19 protein-coding genes are annotated in these 22,120 nt (G+C 72.1%); 13 read left to right on the forward strand and 6 right to left on the reverse strand.

Going from position 1 to position 22,120, the window contains the following annotated elements:
• Nucleotides 1-53 precede the first annotated feature (53 nt).
• The gene (gene zapE, locus VA596_RS41900) at nt 54-1,073 is read left to right on the forward strand and encodes a cell division protein ZapE (protein WP_323335176.1); all 1,020 of its coding nucleotides are present in this window, start codon (nt 54-56) and stop codon (nt 1,071-1,073) included.
• Here the strand turns inward: zapE and VA596_RS41905 are convergent.
• From VA596_RS41905 to rocD, 3 genes are all read right to left on the reverse strand, one after another.
• Nucleotides 1,027-1,578: a phosphatase PAP2 family protein gene (locus tag VA596_RS41905; protein WP_323335366.1), complete on the reverse strand. Its 552-nt coding sequence runs from the start codon at nt 1,576-1,578 to the stop codon at nt 1,027-1,029. The two genes, zapE and VA596_RS41905, sit on opposite strands and share 47 nt — an antisense overlap.
• 73 nt (nt 1,579-1,651) lie before the next feature.
• On the reverse strand, nt 1,652-3,010 hold the full coding sequence (locus tag VA596_RS41910) for a DUF2252 domain-containing protein (RefSeq protein WP_323335178.1): 1,359 nt from the start codon (nt 3,008-3,010) through the stop codon (nt 1,652-1,654).
• Nucleotides 3,011-3,105: 95 nt separating this feature from the next.
• On the reverse strand, nt 3,106-4,338 hold the full coding sequence (rocD, locus tag VA596_RS41915; RefSeq protein ID WP_323335180.1) for an ornithine--oxo-acid transaminase: 1,233 nt from the start codon (nt 4,336-4,338) through the stop codon (nt 3,106-3,108).
• A gap of 144 nt (nt 4,339-4,482) precedes the next feature.
• Here rocD and VA596_RS41920 point away from each other — a divergent pair, with 144 nt between their 5' ends.
• The 12 genes from VA596_RS41920 (at nt 4,483) to VA596_RS41975 (ending at nt 19,324) form a co-directional block, all read left to right on the forward strand.
• Nucleotides 4,483-4,803 carry an ArsR/SmtB family transcription factor gene (locus VA596_RS41920; protein ID WP_323335182.1) on the forward strand — a complete coding sequence of 107 codons (321 nt, stop codon included), beginning with the start codon at nt 4,483-4,485 and terminating at the stop codon, nt 4,801-4,803.
• Nucleotides 4,800-5,267: an SRPBCC family protein gene (locus tag VA596_RS41925; protein ID WP_323335185.1), complete on the forward strand. Its 468-nt coding sequence runs from the start codon at nt 4,800-4,802 to the stop codon at nt 5,265-5,267. Before VA596_RS41920 ends, VA596_RS41925 begins: the two co-directional genes overlap by 4 nt.
• Before the next feature lie 17 nt (nt 5,268-5,284).
• Nucleotides 5,285-6,139 carry a PPK2 family polyphosphate kinase gene (locus tag VA596_RS41930; protein ID WP_323335187.1) on the forward strand — a complete coding sequence of 285 codons (855 nt, stop codon included), beginning with the start codon at nt 5,285-5,287 and terminating at the stop codon, nt 6,137-6,139.
• A 20-nt stretch (nt 6,140-6,159) separates the two neighbouring features.
• Nucleotides 6,160-8,259 carry a S9 family peptidase gene (locus VA596_RS41935; protein ID WP_323335189.1) on the forward strand — a complete coding sequence of 700 codons (2,100 nt, stop codon included), beginning with the start codon at nt 6,160-6,162 and terminating at the stop codon, nt 8,257-8,259.
• A 73-nt stretch (nt 8,260-8,332) separates the two neighbouring features.
• Nucleotides 8,333-9,283 carry an LLM class F420-dependent oxidoreductase gene (locus tag VA596_RS41940; protein ID WP_323335191.1) on the forward strand — a complete coding sequence of 317 codons (951 nt, stop codon included), beginning with the start codon at nt 8,333-8,335 and terminating at the stop codon, nt 9,281-9,283.
• A 64-nt stretch (nt 9,284-9,347) separates the two neighbouring features.
• Entirely contained in the window at nt 9,348-10,760 is a 1,413-nt protein-coding gene (gene sthA, locus VA596_RS41945) for a Si-specific NAD(P)(+) transhydrogenase (protein ID WP_323335193.1), read from the forward strand.
• A gap of 67 nt (nt 10,761-10,827) precedes the next feature.
• Nucleotides 10,828-12,735 carry an intein-containing Rv2578c family radical SAM protein gene (locus VA596_RS41950; RefSeq protein WP_323335194.1) on the forward strand — a complete coding sequence of 636 codons (1,908 nt, stop codon included), beginning with the start codon at nt 10,828-10,830 and terminating at the stop codon, nt 12,733-12,735.
• Between the two features lie 792 nt (nt 12,736-13,527).
• Nucleotides 13,528-14,130, forward strand: a complete 603-nt coding sequence (gene merB / locus VA596_RS41955) for an organomercurial lyase (RefSeq protein WP_323335196.1) — start codon at nt 13,528-13,530, stop codon at nt 14,128-14,130.
• A gap of 97 nt (nt 14,131-14,227) precedes the next feature.
• Complete coding sequence (aspS, locus tag VA596_RS41960; RefSeq protein ID WP_323335198.1) at nt 14,228-16,006, forward strand: aspartate--tRNA ligase; 1,779 nt, start codon at nt 14,228-14,230, stop codon at nt 16,004-16,006.
• On the forward strand, nt 16,006-16,953 hold the full coding sequence (locus VA596_RS41965) for a DUF389 domain-containing protein (protein WP_323335200.1): 948 nt from the start codon (nt 16,006-16,008) through the stop codon (nt 16,951-16,953). The genes aspS and VA596_RS41965 overlap by 1 nt, the downstream gene beginning before the upstream one ends.
• A gap of 79 nt (nt 16,954-17,032) precedes the next feature.
• A complete protein-coding gene (locus VA596_RS41970; protein ID WP_323335201.1) occupies nt 17,033-18,214 on the forward strand; it encodes a phosphotransferase in 1,182 nt (393 codons plus the stop codon).
• 255 nt (nt 18,215-18,469) lie between these two features.
• Nucleotides 18,470-19,324: an SGNH/GDSL hydrolase family protein gene (locus VA596_RS41975; RefSeq protein WP_323335368.1), complete on the forward strand. Its 855-nt coding sequence runs from the start codon at nt 18,470-18,472 to the stop codon at nt 19,322-19,324.
• Here the strand turns inward: VA596_RS41975 and VA596_RS41980 are convergent.
• From VA596_RS41980 to VA596_RS41990, 3 genes are all read right to left on the reverse strand, one after another.
• Nucleotides 19,290-20,024, reverse strand: coding sequence for a metallophosphoesterase family protein (locus VA596_RS41980; protein ID WP_323335203.1), 735 nt, complete (start codon nt 20,022-20,024; stop codon nt 19,290-19,292). The genes VA596_RS41975 and VA596_RS41980 overlap by 35 nt on opposite strands.
• Nucleotides 20,025-20,086: 62 nt before the next feature.
• Nucleotides 20,087-21,307 (reverse strand): cytochrome P450, encoded by a 1,221-nt coding sequence (locus tag VA596_RS41985; protein ID WP_323335204.1) that lies wholly within the window; start codon nt 21,305-21,307, stop codon nt 20,087-20,089.
• A 31-nt stretch (nt 21,308-21,338) separates the two neighbouring features.
• The gene (locus VA596_RS41990; protein WP_323335206.1) at nt 21,339-22,034 is read right to left on the reverse strand and encodes a TetR/AcrR family transcriptional regulator; all 696 of its coding nucleotides are present in this window, start codon (nt 22,032-22,034) and stop codon (nt 21,339-21,341) included.
• Nucleotides 22,035-22,120: the final 86 nt, after the last annotated feature.

Here is a 22,120-nt window from a genome sequence, read left to right on the forward strand (position 1 = left end):
GCTACTCACCGGTGATCCCGGGCCGCCGGGACGGGCGGATAGGCTCTGCGACCATGCCCGCGCACCTGACCGACCGCCGTCCCGAGCTCGGCGCCGACGAGCTGATCACGGCGCTGGTGCCGCCGCCGCGGTTCGACGCCGTGCGGTTCGGCACGTACCTCCCGAACCCGGACGAGCCCAGCCAGGCCGCCGCGGTCGAGGCCTGCGCCGCGTTCGCCGAGCGCGTCGGTGCCCGTGCGGCGAAGAAGAAGTTCCGGCTCTTCGGCGGCTCGCCGGCGCCGTCCGGCCCGATGGGGCTCTACCTCGACGGCGGGTTCGGTGTCGGCAAGACCCACCTGCTGGCCTCGACGTGGCACGCGGCGCCGTCCCCGAAGGCGTACGGCACGTTCGTCGAGCTGACCCACCTGGTCGGCGCCCTGGGCTTCGCCGAGGCCGTGCGGCGCCTGTCGGAGCACCGGATCCTGGCCATCGACGAGTTCGAGCTGGACGACCCGGGCGACACCACCCTGGTCACGCGGCTGCTGCAGGAGCTGATGGACGCCGGGGTGTACATCACGGCGACGTCGAACACGCTGCCGGAGAAGCTCGGTGAAGGGCGCTTCGCCGCCGAGGACTTCCTGCGCGAGATCCAGACGTTGTCGGCCCGGTTCGGCGTGGTGCGCGTCGACGGTCCGGACTACCGGCACCGCGGGCTGCCGGACGCGCCGCCGCCGGTTTCGGCCGAGGAGCTGGAAGCGTCCGTCGAGGCGCACGAGGGGTCCACTGTGGACGACTTCGACGCGCTGTGCGCGCACCTGGGCGAGCTGCACCCGTCGCGGTACGGGAAGCTGCTGGACGGCGTCACCCGGGTGCACCTGCGCGGCATCCACCCGGCGCCGGACCAGAACGTCGCGCTGCGGCTGGTGGCTCTGGCCGACCGGCTCTACGACCGCGCGATCCCGGTCGTCGTCTCGGGCGACCCGCTGCCGTCGCTGTTCACCGAGGAGATGATCGAGGGCGGCTACCGCAAGAAGTACCTGCGCGCGGTCAGCCGGTTGACGGCGCTGGCACGCGACGCGGCACAGACCACGTGACGAGCACGACGGCGACCGCGAACAGCGTCCCGCCGACGACGTCCGTGAGGTAGTGGTAGCCCATCCCCACCAGCCCGGCCGCCGCCGCGAGCAGGGCCAGCGCGCTCAGCACGACGACGTAGGTCCTGCGCGTGACCAGCACCAGCACGGTCAGCACCGAGACCAGGCCGACGGTGTGGCCGCTCGGGTAGACCAGCGTGTCGTTCTTCCACCGGTCGTACACCGGCTTGAGCAGCCAGGTGTTGAGCAGGATCGCCAGCAGCGGCCCGGCCAGCGCGAGCACGGCCTCGAGCCGCCGCCCGGCGCGCAGGCACAGGAAGACGGCGAGCGCGGCCAGCACGACCACGACGTACGGCTCGGTCGGCAGCACCAGGATCCGCGCCGCGGCAGGCCCCAGCCGCGCGACGGCGGCTGCGGCCTGCGCGTCGACCGCGCCGGGAGCCGTGCCGCCGGCGAACGGGAGCCCCAGCAGCAGGGCCAGCAGGCCGCACACCGCGGCGGCCACCCACATCGTCCTCACCCCCGCGAGGGTAGCCGTGACCGGCGGGTTCGATGACTTCGGAGACGTGGCCGGGTGATCAGGTTCCCGAGAAGGCGGCGTGGTCGGCTTCCGTCCGGTCGGCGTACCGGACCGCGTACGCGCCGATCGCCTCGTCCAGCTCCGAGTCGTCGGCGAAGTAGCCGGACAGCAGCTGCGGGTGCAGCGAGCGCGTGTGGGCGCGGGCCAGCAGCGCGCCGGCGAGCCGGCCGTAGTCGTCGAGGTGGTCCTTCTCCAGCTCCGCCGGGTCGATGTCGCCCTTGAGGTTCCGGAACTGGCGGACGATGAACGGGACGCCGTCGATCGTGGTCCAGCCGAGCAGGATGTCGGTCTCGGCCTGCACGAGCCGGGCGCCTTCGACGATCCGGCGGCCTTCGTGCTCGGCGGCGGGCAGGTCGAGGTACGGCGCGAGCGCGGGTGACGCCGCCTGCTTCACCTGCAGGACAAGGTCTTCGTCGTCGTTGCCGTGCAGCAGCGCGACGTAGCTGCGGAGCCCGACGCTGCCGGTGCCGACCACCCGGAAGGCGACGTCGGCGAGGCGGTAACGCGAGATCAGCGTCCGCCGCGACTCGCGCAGGGTGTCCACATAGGACACCAGTCCGGCGGCCACGGCCTCCGCGGTCGCCTCGTCGACGTGCGTCAGCACCGGCGGGTCCTCGACGAACCGGTGCCGAGCCAGGCCGGTTTCGTGGTCGTCGACGTGTTCGGTCCACTTCGCGCTGACCTTCGCGCTGTCGTTCTTGCGGGCCTTCTCGGCGGCGTCGGCGAAGTCGTCGATCAGCTCGCCGGCGCGGGCCTTCGACAGCACCGACGAGTCCGGCAGCGCGTTCCAGGAGCGCAGGAACGGCAGCTCGGCCAGCGCGCGGATGGTCCGCCGGTACGACTTCGCCGCGTCCTCGGCGGCTTCGCGGCAGCCGGACTCGCCGATGCCGCCCTCCCGCCCGGCGAGCACCAGGCTGGCCGCGAGCCGCTTGAGGTCCCACTCCCACGGGCCGGGCACGGTCTCGTCGAAGTCGTTGATGTCCATCACGATCCGGCCTTCGGGCGTGCCGTAGAGCCCGAAGTTCGCCGCGTGCGCGTCGCCGCAGAGCTGCGCGGTGAGCCCGGAGTCCGGGGTGCCGGCGAGGTCGGCGCCCATCAGCCCGGCGGCGCCGCGGAAGAACGTGAACGGCGAGGCGAGCATGCGTTCCCGGCGCAGCTCTGCCAGCTCGGGCAGCCGCCCCTGGTTACTGGCCTCGAAGTACCGTTCCGGGCTCGGCCGGTCGTCCCCGGCGGCCTCGTGGTCGTGCGCGGTGACCGGGGTCTTCTCCCGGAGCCGCTTCCCCTGCTCGTACAGCTCGGCCGGTGTGACGCTGTCCGCGCCGACCAGCGGCCGCTCCACCCATTCCCCTGTTCCCATACCCGCCCAACGTCCGATCCGCCCGGTTCGCTCCCGGGCGGGGGTCGTTCCGGACGCCGCCGGGGCGGGAGGCTCACCCGGCGGCGTCCGGTGGTTCAGGGGCGGATCACCGCGGCGATCGCGTCGATGCCGCGGTCCAGCTCCTCGCGGGTGATCACCAGCGGCGGCGCGACGCGCAGCGTGCGCTCGTGCGTCTCCTTGCACAGCACGCCGCGGGCGGCCAGCGCCTCCGAGGCCTCGCGTCCGGACGGGCCGCCGGGGGCGATGTCGATGCCCGCCCACAGGCCGCGGCCGCGGACCTCGGACAGCCCGCCGCCGACCAGCTCGGTCAGCCGGGCGTGCAGGTGGGCGCCCAGTTCGGTGGAGCGCTGCTGGAACTCGCCGGTCTGCAGCAGCTTCACGACGGCGCGCCCGACCGCGCAGGCGACCGGGTTGCCGCCGAACGTCGAGCCGTGCTCGCCCGGCTTCAGCACGCCCAGCACGGCGCGGCTGCCGACGACCGCCGACACCGGCAGGATGCCGCCGCCGAGGGCCTTGCCCAGCGTGTAGACGTCGGCGCGGACGCCCTCGTGGTCCAGCGCCAGCACGGTGCCGGTGCGGGCCAGTCCCGACTGGATCTCGTCGGCGATCAGCAGCACGTCGTTCTCGTCGCACGCGGCGCGGACGTCGGCGAAGTAGCCCTCCGGCGGCACGATGACGCCGGCCTCGCCCTGGACCGGCTCGAGCAGCACGGCGGCCGTGCGCGGGGTGATCGCGTCGCGCAGCGCGGCGGCGTCGCCGTACTTCACCGTGACGAAGCCCGGGGTGAACGGGCCGAAGTCGGCGCGCGCGGTCTCGTCGGTCGAGAACGACACGATCGTGGTGGTCCGGCCGTGGAAGTTCGAGCCGGCCACGATGATCTCGGCGGTGCCGTCCGGCACGCCCTTGACCTTGTGCGCCCACTTGCGGGCCAGCTTGACGGCGGATTCGACGGCCTCAGCGCCCGAGTTCATCGGCAGCACCATCTCGGTGCCGGTCAGCTCGGCCAGCTCGCGGCAGAACAGGCCCAGCTGGTCGTGGTGGAACGCCCGCGACGTGAGCGTGACGCGGCCCAGCTGCTCGACGGCGGCGGCGATCAGGTCCGGGTGGCGGTGGCCGAAGTTCAGCGCCGAGTAGCCGGAGAGGAAGTCCAGGTAGGACTGCCCTTCGACGTCGGTCACCGTCGCCCCGGAGGCTTCGGCGATCACGACGGGCAGCGGGTGGTAGTTGTGCGTGCTCCATTGCTCGTCGAGCTCGATGAAGCTCGCGGCGGAGGGGGCGGCGGTCTCCCGGCCGGCGAACGTCGTCATACGTTCAGGTTAGAGGCAGTACACGCAGACTTCAGCCGGGAATCATTGCTTTCACCCGTTGTTCGTTGCGCAGTATCGAGCGTCGACCCCCGAAACGCTGTGCGGCGGTTGACGCGGGCATCGGTAAGTCATAACTTACGGTTCGTGGCGACTTACGGAAGCGACCAGCTGGCCGCCCTGGCCGACCCGTCGCGGCGCGCGATCGTCGAAGCGCTCCGCGCCGGGCCGCGCGCGGTCGGGGAGCTGGCCGCGGACCTGCCGATCAGCCGCCCGGCCGTCTCCCAGCACCTCAAGGTGCTCAAGGAGGCCGGCCTGGTCGCCGACCGGGCGGCGGGCACGAAGCGGCTCTACCGCCTCGAACCCGACGGCATCGCCGCGGTGCGCGCCTACCTCGACCGCATGTGGTCCGACGCGCTGAAGTCCTTCGCCGACCTGGCGGAAGCAACCGAAGAGGAGCCCTCATGACGCTGGAGCCGATCCGCAAGACGATCACCGTCGCGTGCTCGCGCGAGCACGCGTTCAAGACCTACACCGAGGCCTTCGACAGCTGGTGGCCGCGCGAGCACCACCTCGGCGCGGCGGACCTCGCCGAGGCCGTCCTCGAGCCGAAACCGGGCGGCCGCTGGTACGAGCGGCTGACCGACGGCTCCGAGTGCGACTGGGGCGAGGTCCTCGTCTGGGAGCCACCCGCCCGAGTGGTTCTGTCGTGGCGGATCGACGGCGACTGGAAGGCCGACCCGGACCCGGCGCACGCCAGCGAGATCGACGTCCGCTTCGTCGAAGAAGGGCCGCGCAGCACGCGCGTCGAGCTGGAGCACCGTGCGTTCGAGCGGCACGGCGAGACCGCGGCGAAGGTCCGCGACGGCGTCTCGTCCGACGGCGGACACGGCGGCCTGCTCAAGCTCTTCGCCGAGAAAGCCGCCGCCTGAGTCGTTATCGTGCCGGGATGGCCAAGAAGAAGGACGAGGGAAGCCGGGTCCGGGACGCGCTGCGGGTCACCGGGGAGCTGCCGGACCCGGGCTCGGCGCCGGTCGGGCCCGGCAAGAAGCCCAAGGCCCTCGCGAAGCTCGACGACGCGGGGCAGCGGCTGGCCGCGCTGCAGGAGGCGCTCTACGCCGAGGGGGTCGGCGGCGGGAGCCGCAGCGTCCTGCTGGTGCTGCAGGGCATGGACACCTCGGGCAAGGGCGGTACGGTCTCGCACGTGCTCGGCCTGGTCAACCCGATGGGCGTGCGCTACTCGGGGTTCAAGGCACCCACGACGGCCGAGCGGCGGCACCACTACCTCTGGCGGATCCGGAAGCAGCTGCCGGTGGCCGGCCAGATCGGCGTGTTCGACCGCTCGCACTACGAGGACATCCTCGTGCCGCGGGTGTCCGGGCTGCTCAGCGCGGCCGAGCGGCGGCGCCGGTACAGCGAGATCAACGCGTTCGAGCAGGAGCTGGCCGACGGCGGCACGACCGTGGTCAAGGTGTTCCTGCACATCTCGCCCGAGGAGCAGCTCAAGCGGCTGAAGGCCCGGCTGGAGACGCCCGAGAAGCACTGGAAGTACAACCCGGGCGACCTCGAGGCACGTTCCCATTGGCCGGCCTACCAGGAGGCCTACGCCGACATCTTCAAGAAGACGTCGACGGACCACGCGCCGTGGCACGTCGTGCCGGCCGACCACAAGTGGTACCGCAACTGGGCCGTCGCCGAGCTGCTCATCGAGACGCTCGCCGAGCTGGACCCGAAGTTCCCCGAGCCGGGCTTCGACGTCGACACCGAGCTGGCGAAGCTGAAGGGTGTTGGCGTACCGGCCTGAGCGTCTGAAAGAGTGCGGGCGTGACCGATGTCGACGATCTCCCGTTCCTCCGCAAACAGGCCCGTACCCAGCGCTTCACCCTCGGCGCGCCGAAGGCGTTCCGGGTCGCCCCGGACGGTTCGCGCGTGCTGTTCCTGCGCGCGGAGTCGGGTACCGACCCGCGGCACAGCCTGTGGTCGGCCGACCTCGCGAGCGGCGCCGAGACGAAGCTCGTCGACGCCGCCGAGCTGCTGCCCGGCGAGGAGGAGCTGCCGGCCGAGGAGCGGGCGCGGCGCGAACGGGCCCGCGAGACCGGCGGCGGGGTCGTGCACTACGGCGTCGACGCGGGCTTCACGGTCGCCGCGTTCTCGCTCTCGGGCAAGCTCTACACGCTGGACCTCGCGTCCGGCGCGGTGACGCTGCGGGTCGACGGCGCGGTCGTCGACCCGCGCCCGAACCCCACCGGCACGCACGTCGCGTACGCGCAGAACCGGCAGCTGCACGTGCTGGAGCTGGCCACCGGCGAGGACCGGGTGCTGGCCGGCGAGGAGGACGAGGACGTCACCTGGGGGCAGGCCGAGTTCATCGCCGCCGAGGAGATGGACCGCACCCGCGGCTACTGGTGGGCCCCCGACGGCGCGAGCCTGCTGGCCGAGCGCGCCGACCGCGGCCCGGTGCCGCGCTGGACCATCGCCGACCCGGCCAACCCGCAGCACCCGGCGAACGTCGTCGCTTACCCGGCCGCGGGCACCGAGAACGCGCTGGTCTCGCTGGCCGTCCTGGGTCTCGACGGCTCCCGCGTCGACGTCGCGCCGGGGGAGTGGGAGTACCTCGCCTCGGTGCACTGGTCGGCGGGCGGCGCGCCGCTGCTGGCCGTGGAGCCCCGCGACCAGACCCGGATGGACGTGCTCGCCCTCGACGTCACCGACGGCTCGACGTCGGTCGTGCACACCGCGAGCGACCAGCACTGGATCGACATCGTCGGCGGCGTCCCCGCGTGGACACCGGACGGGCGCCTGGTCACCGAGCGTTTGGTCGACGGGGATCACCGCCTCTACGTCGGCGACGAGGCGGTCACCCGGGCCGGGCTGCAGCTGCGCGGCGTGCTCGACGTCGGTGACGAGCTGCTCTTCAGCGCGTCGGACGAAGACTCGACGCAGATCCACGTCTACCGCACGGAGAACGGCTCGGTGCGCCGTCTGTCCACTGTGGACGGTGTGCACCACGGGGCCGGGAACGCCGGTGTCACCGTGCTTTCGTCGTGGAGCCTGGAGCACAGCGGCCCGCGCGTGTCCGTGCTGCGGGACGGCGCTCCGGTGGCGTCGATCGCTTCGGGGACCGTCGATCCCGACATCGTGCCGAACCTGACCTGGCTGACGCTGGGGGAGCGCGGCCTGCGCGCCGCCCTGCTGCTGCCGCGCGGGTACGAGCCCAGCGAGGGCAAGCTGCCGGTGCTGCTCGACCCGTACGGCGGCCCGCACGCCCAGCGGGTGCTGCAGAGCCGCAACGCGTTCCTGACGTCGCAGTGGCTGGCCGACCAGGGGTTCGCGGTGCTCGTCGCCGACGGCCGCGGCACGCCCGGGCGCGGTGCGCAGTGGGAGCGTGAGGTGCACGGCCGCCTCGCCGACGTCACGCTGCAGGACCAGGTCGACGCCCTGCAGGCGGCCGCCGCGCAGTTCCCGGAGCTGGACGTCGAGCGCGTCGCGATCCGCGGCTGGTCCTACGGCGGTTACCTGTCCGCGCTGGCCGTGCTGCGCCGCCCGGACGTCTTCCACGCGGCGGTGGCGGGCGCGCCGGTCACCGACTGGTCGCTCTACGACACGCACTACACCGAGCGTTACCTCGGGAAGCCGCAGGACGAGCCGGAGAGCTACGCGCACAACTCGCTGATCGAGAGCGCGGGCGAGCTGAGCCGCGCGCTGCTGATCGTGCACGGGCTGGCCGACGACAACGTGTTCGTCGCGCACTCGCTGCGGCTTTCGTCGGCGCTGCTGGCGAAGGGCCGCCCGCACGTCTTCCTGCCGCTGGCCGGGGCCACCCACATGACACCGCAGGCCGAAGAGGTCGCGGAGAACCTGATGCGCACCCAGGTCGACTGGATCCTGCGTGAGCTTTCCGCCGTGGACAAGGAGATCGCGTGAGTGAGCCTGCGAACGAACCATTGAACACTGCGCTTCCGGCTTATGCCGGGCCGAGCGTCAGCGAGGCACGCGCATGAGCCGCTGGGGTATCACGATTCCGTTGACCGGGGTGCCGCTGACGGCACACCGCGAGCTGGTCGAGCAGCTGCCGGACCTGGGCTACACCGACGCGTGGACGGCCGAGACCGCGGGCACCGACGCGTTCACGCCGCTCGTGCTCGCGTCGCAGTGGGCGCCGCAGCTGCGGCTCGGCACGGCGATCGTGCCGGTCTACACGCGCGGCCCCGGCCTGCTGGCGATGCAGGCGGCGACCGTGGCGGAGCTGGCGCCGGGCCGGTTCGTGCTCGGCATCGGCGCGTCGTCCCCGGTGATCGTGGAGAACTGGAACGCGGCGCCGTTCGAAGAGCCGTTCAAGCGGTCCCGCGACACGCTGCGCTTCCTGCGTTCGGCGCTGACCGGGGAGAAGGTCAGCGAGAAGTACGAGACGTTCTCCGTCTCGAAGTTCCGCCTGGAGCGCCCCGCCGACCCGCCGCCGTCGATCATGCTGGCCGCCCTGCGCCCCGGCATGCTGCGCCTCGCCGCTCGCGAAGCCGACGGCGCCATCACGAACTGGCTGGCGCCGACCGACGTCCCGAAGGTGCGGGCCGAGATCGGCCCGGACGTCGAGCTGGCGGCCCGGATCTTCGTCTGCCCCACCGAGGACGCCGCCGCGGCCCGCGGCCTGGGCCGGATGCTGATCTCGAGCTACCTCACGGTGCCGGTGTACGCGGCGTTCCACGAGTGGCTCGGCCGCGGCGAGGCCCTCGCGCCGATGCACGAGGCGTGGGCCGCGGGCGACCGGCAGAAGGCCAACCAGGTCATCCCCGACGCGGTGGTGGACGACCTGGTCGTCCACGGCAGCCTCGACGCGTGCCGCGAGCAGGTCCAGTCCTACGTGGACAACGGCCTGACCACCCCGATCATCGCCCTGCTCCCGACGGGCGGTGATCCGTTCGAGCAGGTCCGCGCCCTGGCGCCGCGCTGACCGAAGCCGCATTTTCACCCGCCGGGGGTTGCGCGGCGGGCTCCGGGTGCGCAGGCTCGACACCGTGAGCGAGCACGAGTACGACCTCATCGTCATCGGTTCCGGCCCGGGTGGGCAGAAGGCCGCCATCGCGGCGGCGAAACTGGGCAAGAAGGTGGCGGTCGTCGACCGGCACGACATGGTCGGCGGGGTCTGCGTCAACACCGGCACGATCCCGTCCAAGACGCTGCGCGAAGCGGTCCTCTACCTGACCGGCATGAACCAGCGCGAGCTGTACGGCGCCAGCTACCGGGTCAAGCAGGACATCACCATCGCCGACCTGCTGGCCCGCACCCAGCACGTCGTCGGGCGCGAGGTCCAGGTGGTGCGGGCGCAGCTGATGCGCAACCACGTCGACCTGGTCGCCGGCACCGGCTCGTTCGCGGACCCGCACACGGTGATCGTGGACGGCAAGCACGCCGGCGACCGCCGGACGCTGACCGGGGACTACGTCGTGATCGCCACCGGCACCAGCCCCGCGCGGCCGGGGCACGTCGACTTCGACGCCGCCCGCGTCCTGGACTCCGACGAGATCCTGCGGCTCGAGCAGATCCCGTCGTCGCTCGTCGTGGTCGGCGCCGGGGTGATCGGCATCGAGTACGCGTCGATGTTCGCCGCGCTCGGCTCGCGCGTCACCGTGGTCGAGCAGCGTGACCAGATGCTCGACTTCTGCGACCCGGAGATCGTCGAGTCCCTGAAGTTCCAGCTGCGCGACCTCGGCGTCACGTTCCGCTTCGGCGAGAAGGTCGCCGACGTCGCGGTGTCCGACGACGCCACGATCACGACGCTGGTCAGCGGCAAGCGCATCCCGGCCGACGGCGTGATGTACTCCGCCGGGCGCCAGGGCATGACCGGCGCGCTCGCGCTGGACGCGGCCGGGCTGGCCGCGGACGAGCGCGGCCGCCTCGTCGTCGACGAGTACTACCGCACCGAGGTCCCGCACATCTACGCGGTCGGCGACGTGATCGGCTTCCCGGCGCTGGCGGCGACGTCGATGGACCAGGGCCGGCTCGCGGCCTACCACGCGTTCGGCGAACCGGCGAACGGCCTCGGCGCGCTGCAGCCGATCGGCATCTACACGATCCCGGAGATCTCGTACGTCGGCTCGACCGAGGCGCAGCTGACGTCGTCTTCGGTACCCTACGAGGTCGGCATCGCCCGCTACCGCGAGCTCGCGCGCGGCCAGATCACCGGTGACAGCTACGGCATGCTGAAGCTGCTGGTGTCCACAAAGGACCGCAAGTTGCTCGGCGTGCACGTCTTCGGCACCGGCGCCACCGACCTGGTCCACATCGGACAGGCGGTGATGGGCTGCGGCGGCACGGTCGACTACCTCGTGGACGCGGTGTTCAACTACCCGACCCTTTCGGAGGCCTACAAGGTCGCGGCGCTGGACGCGCACAACAAGATCCGCGCCCTGGACCGCTTCACCGCCTGAGGCGCGTCCACTCCGCTCCCGGCGAACACGTTTGACACTCGACTAGAACATATGTTCGACTGACGGCGTGCGATGGGATCGGCAGCGAGCAGGGGAAGGTGAGCCGGCACTGCCCGGGCTGGAGGGCCTGGTGCGCTCCGTGCGGTCACCGGAATTCGACGGCGTCACCTTTCACGAGGTGAACGCCCGCTCGGTGCTGAACAAGGTGCCCGCGGGCTCCGGGGTGCCGTTCGGCTGGACGGTCAACCCCTACCGCGGGTGCTCCCACGCCTGCACCTACTGCCTCGAAGGCGGCACGCAAATCCTGCTCGCCGACGGGCGGACACGGGCGCTGTCCGAGCTGAAGGCCGGCGACGAGATCTACGGCACCCGCGGCCACGGCGCGGCCCGGCGGCTGGTGCCGACCAGGGTGCTCGCGCACTGGACGACCCTGCGCGACGCCTACCGCGTCACCCTCGAAGACGGCACGCGGCTCGTCGCCAGCGGCGACCACCGGTTCCTCACCTCGAAGGGCTGGAAGCACGTCACCGGCAGCAAGCTCGGCGCCGCGCAGCGCCCGCACCTGACCCCGGGGACCGAGCTGATCGGCGTCGGCCGGTTCGCCCCGACGCCGGACGAGACGCTCGGCTACCGCGCCGGCTACCTGTGCGGGATGCTGCGGTCCGGCGGGTTCGCCGCGGAGCCGGACGCGGCCGCGCGGGCGGTGGAGTACCTACCGGACTTCGGGGCGTCGGTCGGGTTCCTGAAGGTACCGTCCGATCCGGACGCGCACTGGCGGCGGGGGTTCCTGGCCGGCGTCTTCGACCTCGCGGGCAGCCACGGCCGCGGCGTGCTGTCGGTCGCGCACGACGAGCCGGAGATCGCCGACGCCTTCGCCGCGGCGCTCACCGCGTTCGGCTTCGCGCACCACCTCGACGAGGTGCCGAAGTTCCCGGCGCGCCAGGAGGTCCGGCTGCTGGGCGGCGCGGCCGAGGTCCTCCGGTTCCTGCACCTGAGCAACCCGGCGGTCGGCTGGAAGCGGTCGCTGGACGGCTCGGTGATCGGCGCCAGCAGGCGGCTCGTCGAGGCGATCGAACCGCTGGGCCTGCAGCTGCCGCTGTTCGACATCACCACCGGCACCGGCGACTTCATCGCCGACGGCATGGTGTCGCACAACTGCTTCGCCCGGAACACCCACACCTACCTCGACTTCGACGCCGGCCACGACTTCGACACCCAGGTGGTCGTCAAGATCAACGCCCCGCAGGTGCTGGCGGCGCAGCTGAAACGGCCGTCGTGGCGGCGCGAGCACGTCGCGATGGGCACCAACACCGACCCGTACCAGCGCGCGGAGGGCCGCTACCGGCTGATGCCGGGCATCATCACGGCACTCGCGCGCTCCGGCACGCCGTTGTCGATCCTCACGAAGGGCACCGTGCTGTCCCGGGACCTGCCGCTGCTGCAGGACGTCGCGCGGGACGTCCCGGTGAGCCTGGCGGTGTCGATCGCGCTGCTCGACCGCGAGCTGCAGCACCGCCTCGAGCCGGGCACGCCGAGCCCGCAGGCGCGGCTGGAGCTGGTGCGCAAGGCCCGCGAGGCCGGGCTGCCGTGCTCGGTGCTGGTGGCGCCGGTGCTGCCGTGGCTGACCGACTCCGCCGAAGCGCTCGACGCGCTGTTCGCGCGCTTGGCCGAGGCAGGCGCCTCGAGCGTCACGGTGATCCCGCTGCACCTGCGCCCGGGCGCCCGCGAGTGGTTCGGCCGCTGGCTGGCGGGCGCGTACCCGGCGCTGGTGCCGCGCTACCGCGAGTTGTACGCGAAGGGCAGCTACGTCCAGAAGGCCTACCGCGAGCGGCTGGGGGAGCGGGTCGCACCGCTGCTGCGCCGCCACGGCCTGGCGCCCAAGACGGGCTACGACCCGCGCGGGCAGGAGCCCCAGCCTCCGCCGCCCGCTCCGCCCGACGACCCGCCGGCCGTGGAGCAGCTTCGGCTGCTGTGACGGTTTTCGGGTTGGTGTCGCGGAATTGATGGCAGCCGAACGGCGCGGTGCCCGCTCCGCCCGGCAAGGCCTCGGCAACCGCCTGTTGTGACGGTGGGTGGCTGCCGGGAATCCTTGGCGGCCGAACGGTGCGGTGCCCGCCTCCGCCCGGCGAGGCCTCGGCAACCGCCTGCTGTGACGGTGGGTGGCTGCCGGGAATCCTTGGCAGCCGAACGGCGCGGTGCCCGCTCTGCCCGGTGAGGCTTCGGCAACCGCGTGCTGTGACGGTGGGTGGCTGCCGGGAATCCTTGGCGGCCGAACGGCGCGGTGCCCGCCTCCGCCCGGCGAGGCCGCGGCAACAGCTCCGCCTGCTGTGGACGGTAGGCGGGTGCCGCGGAATCCATGGCAGCCGAACCGCGCCTCGGTGTCGGAATAACTCCGGTTGCTGTGACGGTCTTCGGGCCGATGTCGCGGAACCGAGGACAATCCACCGCTGCGGTGTCCGTTCAGTGGGAAGTTGACCCGCCGCCGCGCGACTCCCGCTACGCTGGCGGCGCCGGGGCGCGGACCCACCCCCGGTGGCACTTTGACTGTCCTTTATGGACCACGGTTCCGGTACGTGATCCCCTCACCGGGCGGCCGTGTGAGTGAGGCCGTCACCCCGGACACGGCTCCGCTGCACCGTTCGCCGTAACCCGGGGACGCTTGCGTGGGCCGTGTCGGTGGCTTCCGGGAAAATGTCCGATCGTGTCGTTGTCCGTTCCCCTCACCGGCGCCTAACGTCGAAGGGATCGAACCGAAAGGAGCCGGACGTTGACGACCTCGCATACCGACCGTGTCGCGGCCGCCCGGCTCGCGTGGGCCGCGCTGAAGCTGACCCGGGCCGGGCGCCACCCGGTGGGGGTCGACCGGCTGGCCGCGACCGTCGGCGTCGCGCCGGCCGAGGCGCGCCGGCTCGTCGAACTGATCGGGTTCACCCTGCACCGCGACCTCGTCTCGACCGGCCCCGCGCCGCGCGGGGCCCACCACCGGCTCGAACCGGCCGAAGGCACCCTCGGGGCCGGCCCGGACGGCTCGGTCGACATGTTCCTGCTGGCCATCGCGACCAACGAGCGGGTGCACGCCGTCGCGACCTGCCCGGTCACCGGCACGCGCATCCGCATCGAGCTCACCTCGTGGGGCATCCTGCAGGCCGACCCGCCCTCGGCCGTCGTGGCCGCGGTCGACCTCGGCTTCGGGCTCGACCGGGCCGACGCCGTCGCCTGCGCCGGGCAGCCGTTCTTCGCGTCGGCGACGGCGGCCGCGAACTGGCTGGTCTCGCACCCCGGCGGGCGCATCTACCAGGTCGCCGCCTACCTCGCCCAGGCCCACCGGCTGGTGGCCGCGCTGGAGGCCCGCCCGAAGTTCGTTCTCTAGACACCCGGCAAGTCAAGCCTGCCGACGTCGTAGGCTGGGCGGTTCGTTAGCCTTTCCAAGCAGCGAGAACCGCCCATGTCGAAGGAGAGCAGTCGCAGTGCTCCGCACTCACAACGCCGGCACCCTGCGTGCCGAGCAGGCCGGACAGACCGTCACCCTCACCGGATGGGTGGCCCGGCGGCGAGATCACGGCGGCGTCATCTTCATCGACCTCCGCGACGCGAGCGGCGTCGCCCAGGTCGTCTTCCGCGAGGGTGAGATGGCCGAGCGCGCCCACGCGCTGCGCTCGGAGTTCTGCGTCAAGATCGTCGGCGAGGTCGCGAAGCGCCCCGAGGGCAACGCGAACGCCGAGATCCCGACCGGCGAGATCGAGGTCCTCGCGACCGAGCTCGAGGTGCTGTCCGAGGCCGCGCCGCTGCCGTTCCCGATCGACGACCGGGTCGACGTCGGCGAGGAGATCCGCCTCAAGCACCGCTACCTCGACCTGCGCCGCAGCGGCCCGGCCGCGGCCATGCGGCTGCGCAGCGAGGTCAGCCGCGCCGCCCGCGAGGTGCTGCACGGCCAGGACTTCGTCGAGATCGAGACGCCGACGATGACCCGCTCCACCCCCGAGGGCGCCCGCGACTTCGTGATCCCGGCGCGGCTCAAGCCCGGCTCCTGGTACGCCCTGCCGCAGTCGCCGCAGCTGTTCAAGCAGCTGCTCATGGTCGGCGGCATGGAGCGGTACTACCAGATCGCGCGCTGCTACCGGGACGAGGACTTCCGCGCCGACCGCCAGCCGGAGTTCACCCAGCTCGACATCGAGATGAGCTTCGTCGAGCAGGACGACGTCATCAAGGTCGGCGAGGACATCGTCACCGCGCTGTGGAAGCTGATCGGGCACGAGATCCCGCGGCCGATCCCGCGCATCACCTACCACGAGGCGATGGCCAAGTACGGCTCGGACAAGCCGGACCTGCGCTTCGACCTCGAGATCACCGACATGACGGAGTTCTTCGCCGACACGCCGTTCCGCGTGTTCCAGGCGCCCTACGTCGGTGCGGTCGTGATGGCCGGCGGCGCTTCCCAGCCGCGCCGCCAGCTCGACGCGTGGCAGGAGTGGGCGAAGCAGCGCGGCGCGCGCGGCCTCGCGTACATCCTCGTCAACGAGGACGGCACGCTCGGCGGCCCGGTCGCCAAGAACCTGTCCGAGACCGAGCGCGAGAACGTCGCCAAGGCCGCGGGCGCCCAGGTCGGCGACTGCGTCTTCTTCGCCGCCGGCAAGGCCGCGAGCACGCAGCCGCTGCTGGGCGCCGCCCGCGACGAGATCGGCAAGCGCCTCGGCCTGATCGACGAGGACGCCTGGTCGTTCGTGTGGGTCGTCGACGCGCCGCTGTTCGCGCCGGTCGAGGACATCGGCGACGACGTCGCCGTCGGCTCCGGCAAGTGGACCGCGGTGCACCACGCGTTCACCTCGCCGACGCCGGAGTGGATCGACAAGTTCGAGCAGGACCCGGGCAACGCACTGGCCTACGCCTACGACATCGTCTGCAACGGCAACGAGATCGGCGGCGGCTCGATCCGTATCCACCGCGGTGACGTGCAGAAGCGCGTCTTCGCGCTGATGGGCCTCGGCGAAGAGGAGGCGCAGGAGAAGTTCGGCTTCCTGCTCGACGCCTTCGCCTTCGGCCCGCCGCCGCACGGCGGCATCGCGTTCGGCTGGGACCGCATCGTCATGCTGCTGGCCAAGGCCGACTCGCTGCGTGACGTGATCGCGTTCCCGAAGACCGGTGGCGGGTACGACCCGCTGACCGCGGCGCCCGCGCCCATCACCGCGCAGCAGCGCAAGGAGGCCGGCATCGACGCCAAGCCGGCCGCCCCCGCCCCGAAGAGCTAGTGCTGCACCTGAGGGCCGTGTGCCCGCAGGACAAGACCGCCCCGGCGCTCGACATCCTGCGGGACCACGCCGGCACGGCGCACCTGGTCGTGCACCGCGGTGTCGCCGTGTCGCCCGAGGGTGACCTGGTCGAGGCCGACATCGCGCGGGAGGCCGCGGACGAGATCGTCGCGGCGCTGTGCGTGCTCGAGCTCGACCGCACCGGCGGGATCACCCTGGAAGCGCTCGACACCGCGCTGTCCGACGCCGCCGACGCGGCGGAGGAGAAGGCGCCGGGGGAGGGCGCCGACGCCGTCGTGTGGCAGGAGCTGCTGTCGCGCACCGGCGAGGAGTCGCGGCTCAACGTGACGTTCCTGGCGTTCCTCACCATCGCGTGCCTGCTCGCCTCGGTCGGCGTGCTCACCGACTCGGCGGTGACGATCGTCGGCGCGATGGTCGTGGGGCCCGAGTTCGGGCCGCTCGCCGCGCTGGCGGTCGGGGTGGTGCTGCGGCGGTGGGACCTGGTCCGGCAGGCGGGCGTGGCGCTGGGCATCGGTTTCCCGCTCGCGATGGTCGTCACGCTCGGCGGCGCGCTCCTGGTCCGGGTGACGGACGTCTTCGGCGCGCAGGCGTTCGAGTTGAAGCAGCACAACGAGGTCGACTTCGTGTTCTCGGTGGGCGTACCGTCGCTGGTCGTGGCGATGCTCGCCGGCGCGGCCGGGATGCTCGCCATGACGTCGGCGAAATCGGCCGCGCTCGTGGGGGTGTTCATCTCGGTGACCACGGTGCCGGCCGCGGGATACGCGGTCGTCGCGGCCGTGGCGGGGGAGTGGAGCAGGTGTCTCCAGTCGATCGGCCAGCTGCTGGTCAACCTTCTCGGAATCGTTGCAGCAGCGGCAGTTGTGTTGATCGTGCGCCGGAATGGGCACCGTTCCCCGAAGGGGCTGCGCCCGCTTTCACCCGGGTGACCCGGATCTGGGCGGGATGCCGCTTGTTGTCCGGATGTCAGTAGTCATGGTTGCTCAGTCACGAGTAGGGTCGGTGACAATGACAGTCGACACCTCGTCCGCCGGAGATGCTGAGGTCGGGGCCGGAGCCGAGCACCTCGCCGCGGCGGTCGCGGCGGGCGAGTCCGTTCTCTCGCGCCGGTTCGGCAGTCCGATCACGCTGGTTTCGCCCGAGGACCTCGCGGGCAGCGGACCGGCCACGGTCGTCCGCGCGAGGGTGGTGTCGTCGTCCTTCGCGCTGCCGCGGACGCTGGTGATCAAGCACTACCCGGACGAGCCGGAGCCGGGCGCCGCGGACCCGTTCGCCCAGGAGGCCGTCAGCTACCAGCTGTTCACGGCGCTGTCCGCCGACGAGCGGATGTGCCCGGAGCTGCTGGCCCACGACGGCCGCGACCGGGTGCTCGTGCTGGAGGACCTCGGCCGCACGGCGACGCTCGAGGACAAGCTCTACGCCCGCGACTCCCGCGCGGCCGAACGCGCGCTGCTGTCCTGGGCCCGCTCGCTGGGCCGGCTGCACGCGAGCACTGCCGGGCGCGAGGCCGACTTCAACGCCCTGCTGCGCCGCCTCGGCGGCCCGGGCCGGAGCGACCACGGCGTCGTCGACGAACTCTGCGCGCGCGTGCCGGGCCTGATCCAGGAGCGCCTCGGCATCCCGGTGCCGGAGGCGGTGCGCGAGGAGGTCGCGCACGCCGTCGAGCAGTCCCGGTCGGCGGCCTTCCGCGCGTTCAGCCCGGTGGAGCTCAGCCCCGACAACAACCTGGTCACCGGCGAGGGTGTCCGGTTCCTCGACTTCGAGTACGGCCGCGTCCGCTCCGCACTGGTCGACGCGGCCAACCTGCGCCTGCCGTTCGCGAGCTGGCCGGACGCGCTCGCCCTGCCGGCCGGCATGAGCGAGGCGATGATCGCGGCGTGGCGCGCGGAGGTCGCGGGCGTGTGGCCCGCCTTCGCCGACGACGAGGCCCTGGCCGGGCACCTGACGACCAGCGAGCTGCTGCGGGTCTGGCTGATCACGGGCGAGGAGCTGGGCGCCCTGGACCTGTCCCACCACGCACCCCCGGTGAGCCGCGAGTCGGCCCTGGTCACGTGGTGGCGCGACCTGGCCAAGCACGCGGGCTACGTCCGGATGACGGCGGTATCGGAGTTCTCGTCAAAGGTAGCGGCGGCGCTGGCGGCGCGGCTGGGGCCGCACGCTGACTTGGCGTTCTATCCGGCTTTCCGCTGATCCTGGGTTTTGGTTGCGGTCGGCGGTGGAGGTTCCGGGACGCTGGACCTGGATCCACCGATCGTGAGCCGTCTCTTGGCTCGGGCAGGCGTGGTAGCTGTGGGGCTGCCGGGTTCTGCTTTTTGGGGCGCCAGGGCTAAACCTTGCCCCGGGAAAGCGGGACTTTTCGGGCATCTGTGAGCTGAGCGTCAAAAGTTAGGCGCGGTGTCGCGGACGCGTTACCTCGTCCTCACCGCAGGTGAGCTTCCGTGCCCGATGGTCGTGGGCGTGACCGTGACCAGCCTCGAAGTCACTCCCTTCCCCGAACCCTCCCGGCCCGCGCTCGCGGCGGTGCCGGCGCTGCGCCAAGCGCGCCGGCTCGTTGTGCTCGGTGACTCCACCGCCGTCGGGCTCGGCGATCCGCTGCCGCGGCGTGGCGGCTGGCGTGGTGTCGGCCCGCTGGCCGCCGCCGCGCTCGGTGTCGGCGCCGACGGCTACCTCAACCCGTCGTTCACCGGTGCGCGGATGCGGTGCGTGCTGAGCAAGCAGCTGCCCGCCGCCCTGGCGCACCGGCCCGACGTGGCGCTGCTGGTCGCCGGGATGAACGACACGCTCCGGCCCGACTTCGACGCCGCGGCCATCGCCGCCGACCTCACCGAGGTCGTCCGGCGGCTCGGCGAGGCCGGGACCACCGTCATCCCGGTCCGGTTCCACGACCACAGCAAGGTGTTCCGCCTCCCGCCGGCCCTCAAGCGCGCGCTCAGCGCCCGCGTCGCCGAGCTGAACGCGGCCATCGACGAGGTCGTCGCCCGCGAAGGCGTGCCCTGCCTGGACCTCGACCGGCTGCCCGGCGCCTACGACCTGACGTCGTGGAGCGTCGACCGGCTGCACCCGTCCGAACTGGGACACCGGATGCTCGCGGCCGGCTTCACCGGGCTGCTCGCCGGCGCCGGGTTCGACGTGCCGGAACCGGTGAGCCTCACCTGCGCCGGCGGGGTCGAGCCGAGCACCACGGGACACGTGGGATGGCTGGTGCTGAAGGGGATTCCGTGGCTGTGGCGCCGCGGCCGCGAGTTCCTGCCCTACGCCGCGGTGATCATGTGGCACTCGTTCCGCGAACGGACGCGCTGAACACCCGAAGCGCCTCCGCGTCCGAAGCGGGGTTGCGGACGAAGAAGTCCGCCCACTCCTCGATATCGGGGTACGCGCACCGCGCAGCGAGGAACCGGCACGCCTCTTCGACGTCGTAGGGCGTGCGCCGCAGCTCGACGCCCTCGCCGAGCAACGCCCAGTGCGCACCGCCGGTGCCGTAGGGCATGCCGACGCTGCCGGGGTTCACGACCAGCCGCCGGTCCGCCAGCCGCGTGAACGGCATGTGGGTGTGGCCGAGTACGACGACATCCGAAAGAACGCCGTCCAGGACCTCCGCCCAGCGCTCGAGCGGACTGTCGACGAGCACGATCTCGGTGTCGTCGCGCGGGGTCGCGTGGCAGAAGAGCACGTCGTCGAGCGTCACCGTCAGCGGGAGCGCGTCCAGCAGCGGCAGATCGCCCGGGCGCAGCTGCCGGGCCGCCCACGGGAAGATCGGGTCCGGCACGAACTCCCCGTCGCCGCGCGCGGACGCGGCCAGCTCGCGGTCGGCGTTGCCCCGCACCCAGACCGCGCGGTCGCCCAGCGAAACCAGCCGCTCGAGGGTCTCCACGGGCATCGGCCCGGCGAGCATGTCGCCCAGCAGCACGATCCGGTCCGCCGCGAGGACGTCCGGTTCGGCGAGGACGGCCTCCAGCGCCGGCAGGACGCCGTGGATGTCCGAGAGCACCGCGATCCGCATCCGCCCACCCTCGGGCACGGGCCGCGCCCCGGGCGAGGGATTTCGCCCAGGGCGCAACCGGTTCAGCCCGTGGTGAGCGGCAGCTCCCGGACCCCGGTCATGTTCGGGTTCACCTGGAACTTCGGCGCCTCACCGGGAATCGTGCGCAGCGCGGGGTAGCGGTCGAACAGGATGTTCAGCGCCACCCGGCCTTCGAGGCGCGCGAGCGGGGCCCCGATGCAGAAGTGGATGCCGCGGCCGAGGGCCAGGTGCGGGTTCGGGTCGCGCGAGGCGTCGAACGTGTCCGGGTCGGGGAACACGCGCTCGTCCCGGTTGGCCGCCGCCACCCAGACCATCAGCATCTGGTCGGCGGGGATCGTCGTGCCGCCCAGCTCGACCTCGCGGTTCGTCGTGCGGGCCACGGCCGCGAACGGCGAGAGGTACCGCAGCGACTCCTCGATCACCGGCGGCACCAGCGACCGGTCGGCGCGCGCCCGCTCGTCCCACTCCGGGTGGGTGTCCAGGCACAGCACGGCGTTGCCCAGCAGCATCGTGGTGGTGATGTGCCCGGCCAGCAGCAGCACGTTCGCGAAGTTGACGACCTCGTTGCGCGTCAGCTTCTCACCGTCCAGCTCCGCCTCGACGAGCTTCGTCAGCAGGTCTTCCCGCGGCTGCTTGCGCCGTTCGTCGACGTGCCCGCCGAGGTACTCGATGAGCGCCTTCTGGCCGTCGAGGGAGTTCTTGACCGACTCCTGGCGCACTTCGCTCTGCTCCTTCAGCGAGAACTGCTCGGACGAGCTGAACAGCTTGTCCACCCAGCCCTTGAACAGGTACCGGTCGCTCGCGGGGACCCCCAGCAGCTCCGCGATCACGATCACCGGCAACGGGTAGGCCAGGTCTTCGACGAGTTCGAGCCGGCCGTCCGAAGTGTCGGCCGCGTCGAGCATTTCGTTCGTCACCGCGGCGATGCGCGGTTCGAGGTCGGCGACGACCTTCGGCGTGAACGCGCGGCTGACGAGCTTGCGCATCTTGTTGTGCAGCGGCGGGTCCAGCTGCAGGAGGTTGCCCGCCGACATCGCCTCGAGGTCGATGTCCTGGTCCTCCATCATCTCCTTCGGCACCAGCCGCGTGGTGTCGGAGGAGTACGTCGCGGGGTCGCGGAGGATCTCTTCGGCCTCCGGGTGCCCGTAGACGTTCCAGAACCCGAGGTCGGCGGCGTGCTGGACGCGCTCCGCCGGTTGCCTGCCCCGCAGCCAGAACTGGGATTCGTGCAGTCCCCAGGTGTCGGCGAGTGTGGTGGTCATGTCCGCCCCTTTTCCCTGTGTGGCCCCGGGATCAGCCGGGGGCCCTGGTGGGATCGTGTGCGTAGATCCCCTGCCGGTAGCTCGAGACGAGCTCCTCGAGCGCCGCACCCAGTTCCGCCGCCACCTCGGCGACCGCGCGGGGGTCCGGGTCCCCGGGCGGCTCGAAGGCGGTGCGGATCAGGTACGCGAGGACTTCCGCCTTCTCCTCCGGCGGGATGTCCTCGAACTCGTCGGAAAGCGTGTTGCCGACGTAGAAGCCGAGCGTCGACGCGTTGAGCGCGTAGGTGAGGTTCGGGACGTCCGAGCGGACGAGCCCGTGGCGGAGCATCGTGGCCTCGAACTGCGTGCGCAGCTCGTCCTGCTGCTCGCGCAGGGCGAGGTCGCCGAGCGCCCCGAAGATCTCCGCGTTGCCGCGCAGCATCGCCGTCATCAGCGGACGGCGGTGGGTGATCAGGAACGACGCCGAGATCATCCGGTGCGGCAGGATCATCGCCGGGTCGGCCCGGATCCCGGCCAGTACCTCGCCGGTCGTGTCGGCCGACTCGCGCATCATCAGCGCCTGGAACAGCAGCTCCTTGTTGCGCCAGTGCAGGTAGACGGTGCCCTTGCCGATGCCGACCGCGCGCGCGATGTCGTCGATCGCCACCTTGCGGTAGCCCATGCGCAGCAGCAGCTCGCCCGCCGCGTCCAGGATGCGGTCGGCGCGTTCGCGGTTGGGGTGGCTCATGCCTGCTCTTTCGCCGGAGTTGACCTGTTGACCGGATTCGCACTTTCGGTCAACCAGTCATCACGACGGTAGCGCGTCCTCGAACA

The organism is Amycolatopsis heterodermiae, assembly GCF_034929455.1.
Taxonomy (GTDB): domain Bacteria; phylum Actinomycetota; class Actinomycetes; order Mycobacteriales; family Pseudonocardiaceae; genus Amycolatopsis; species Amycolatopsis heterodermiae.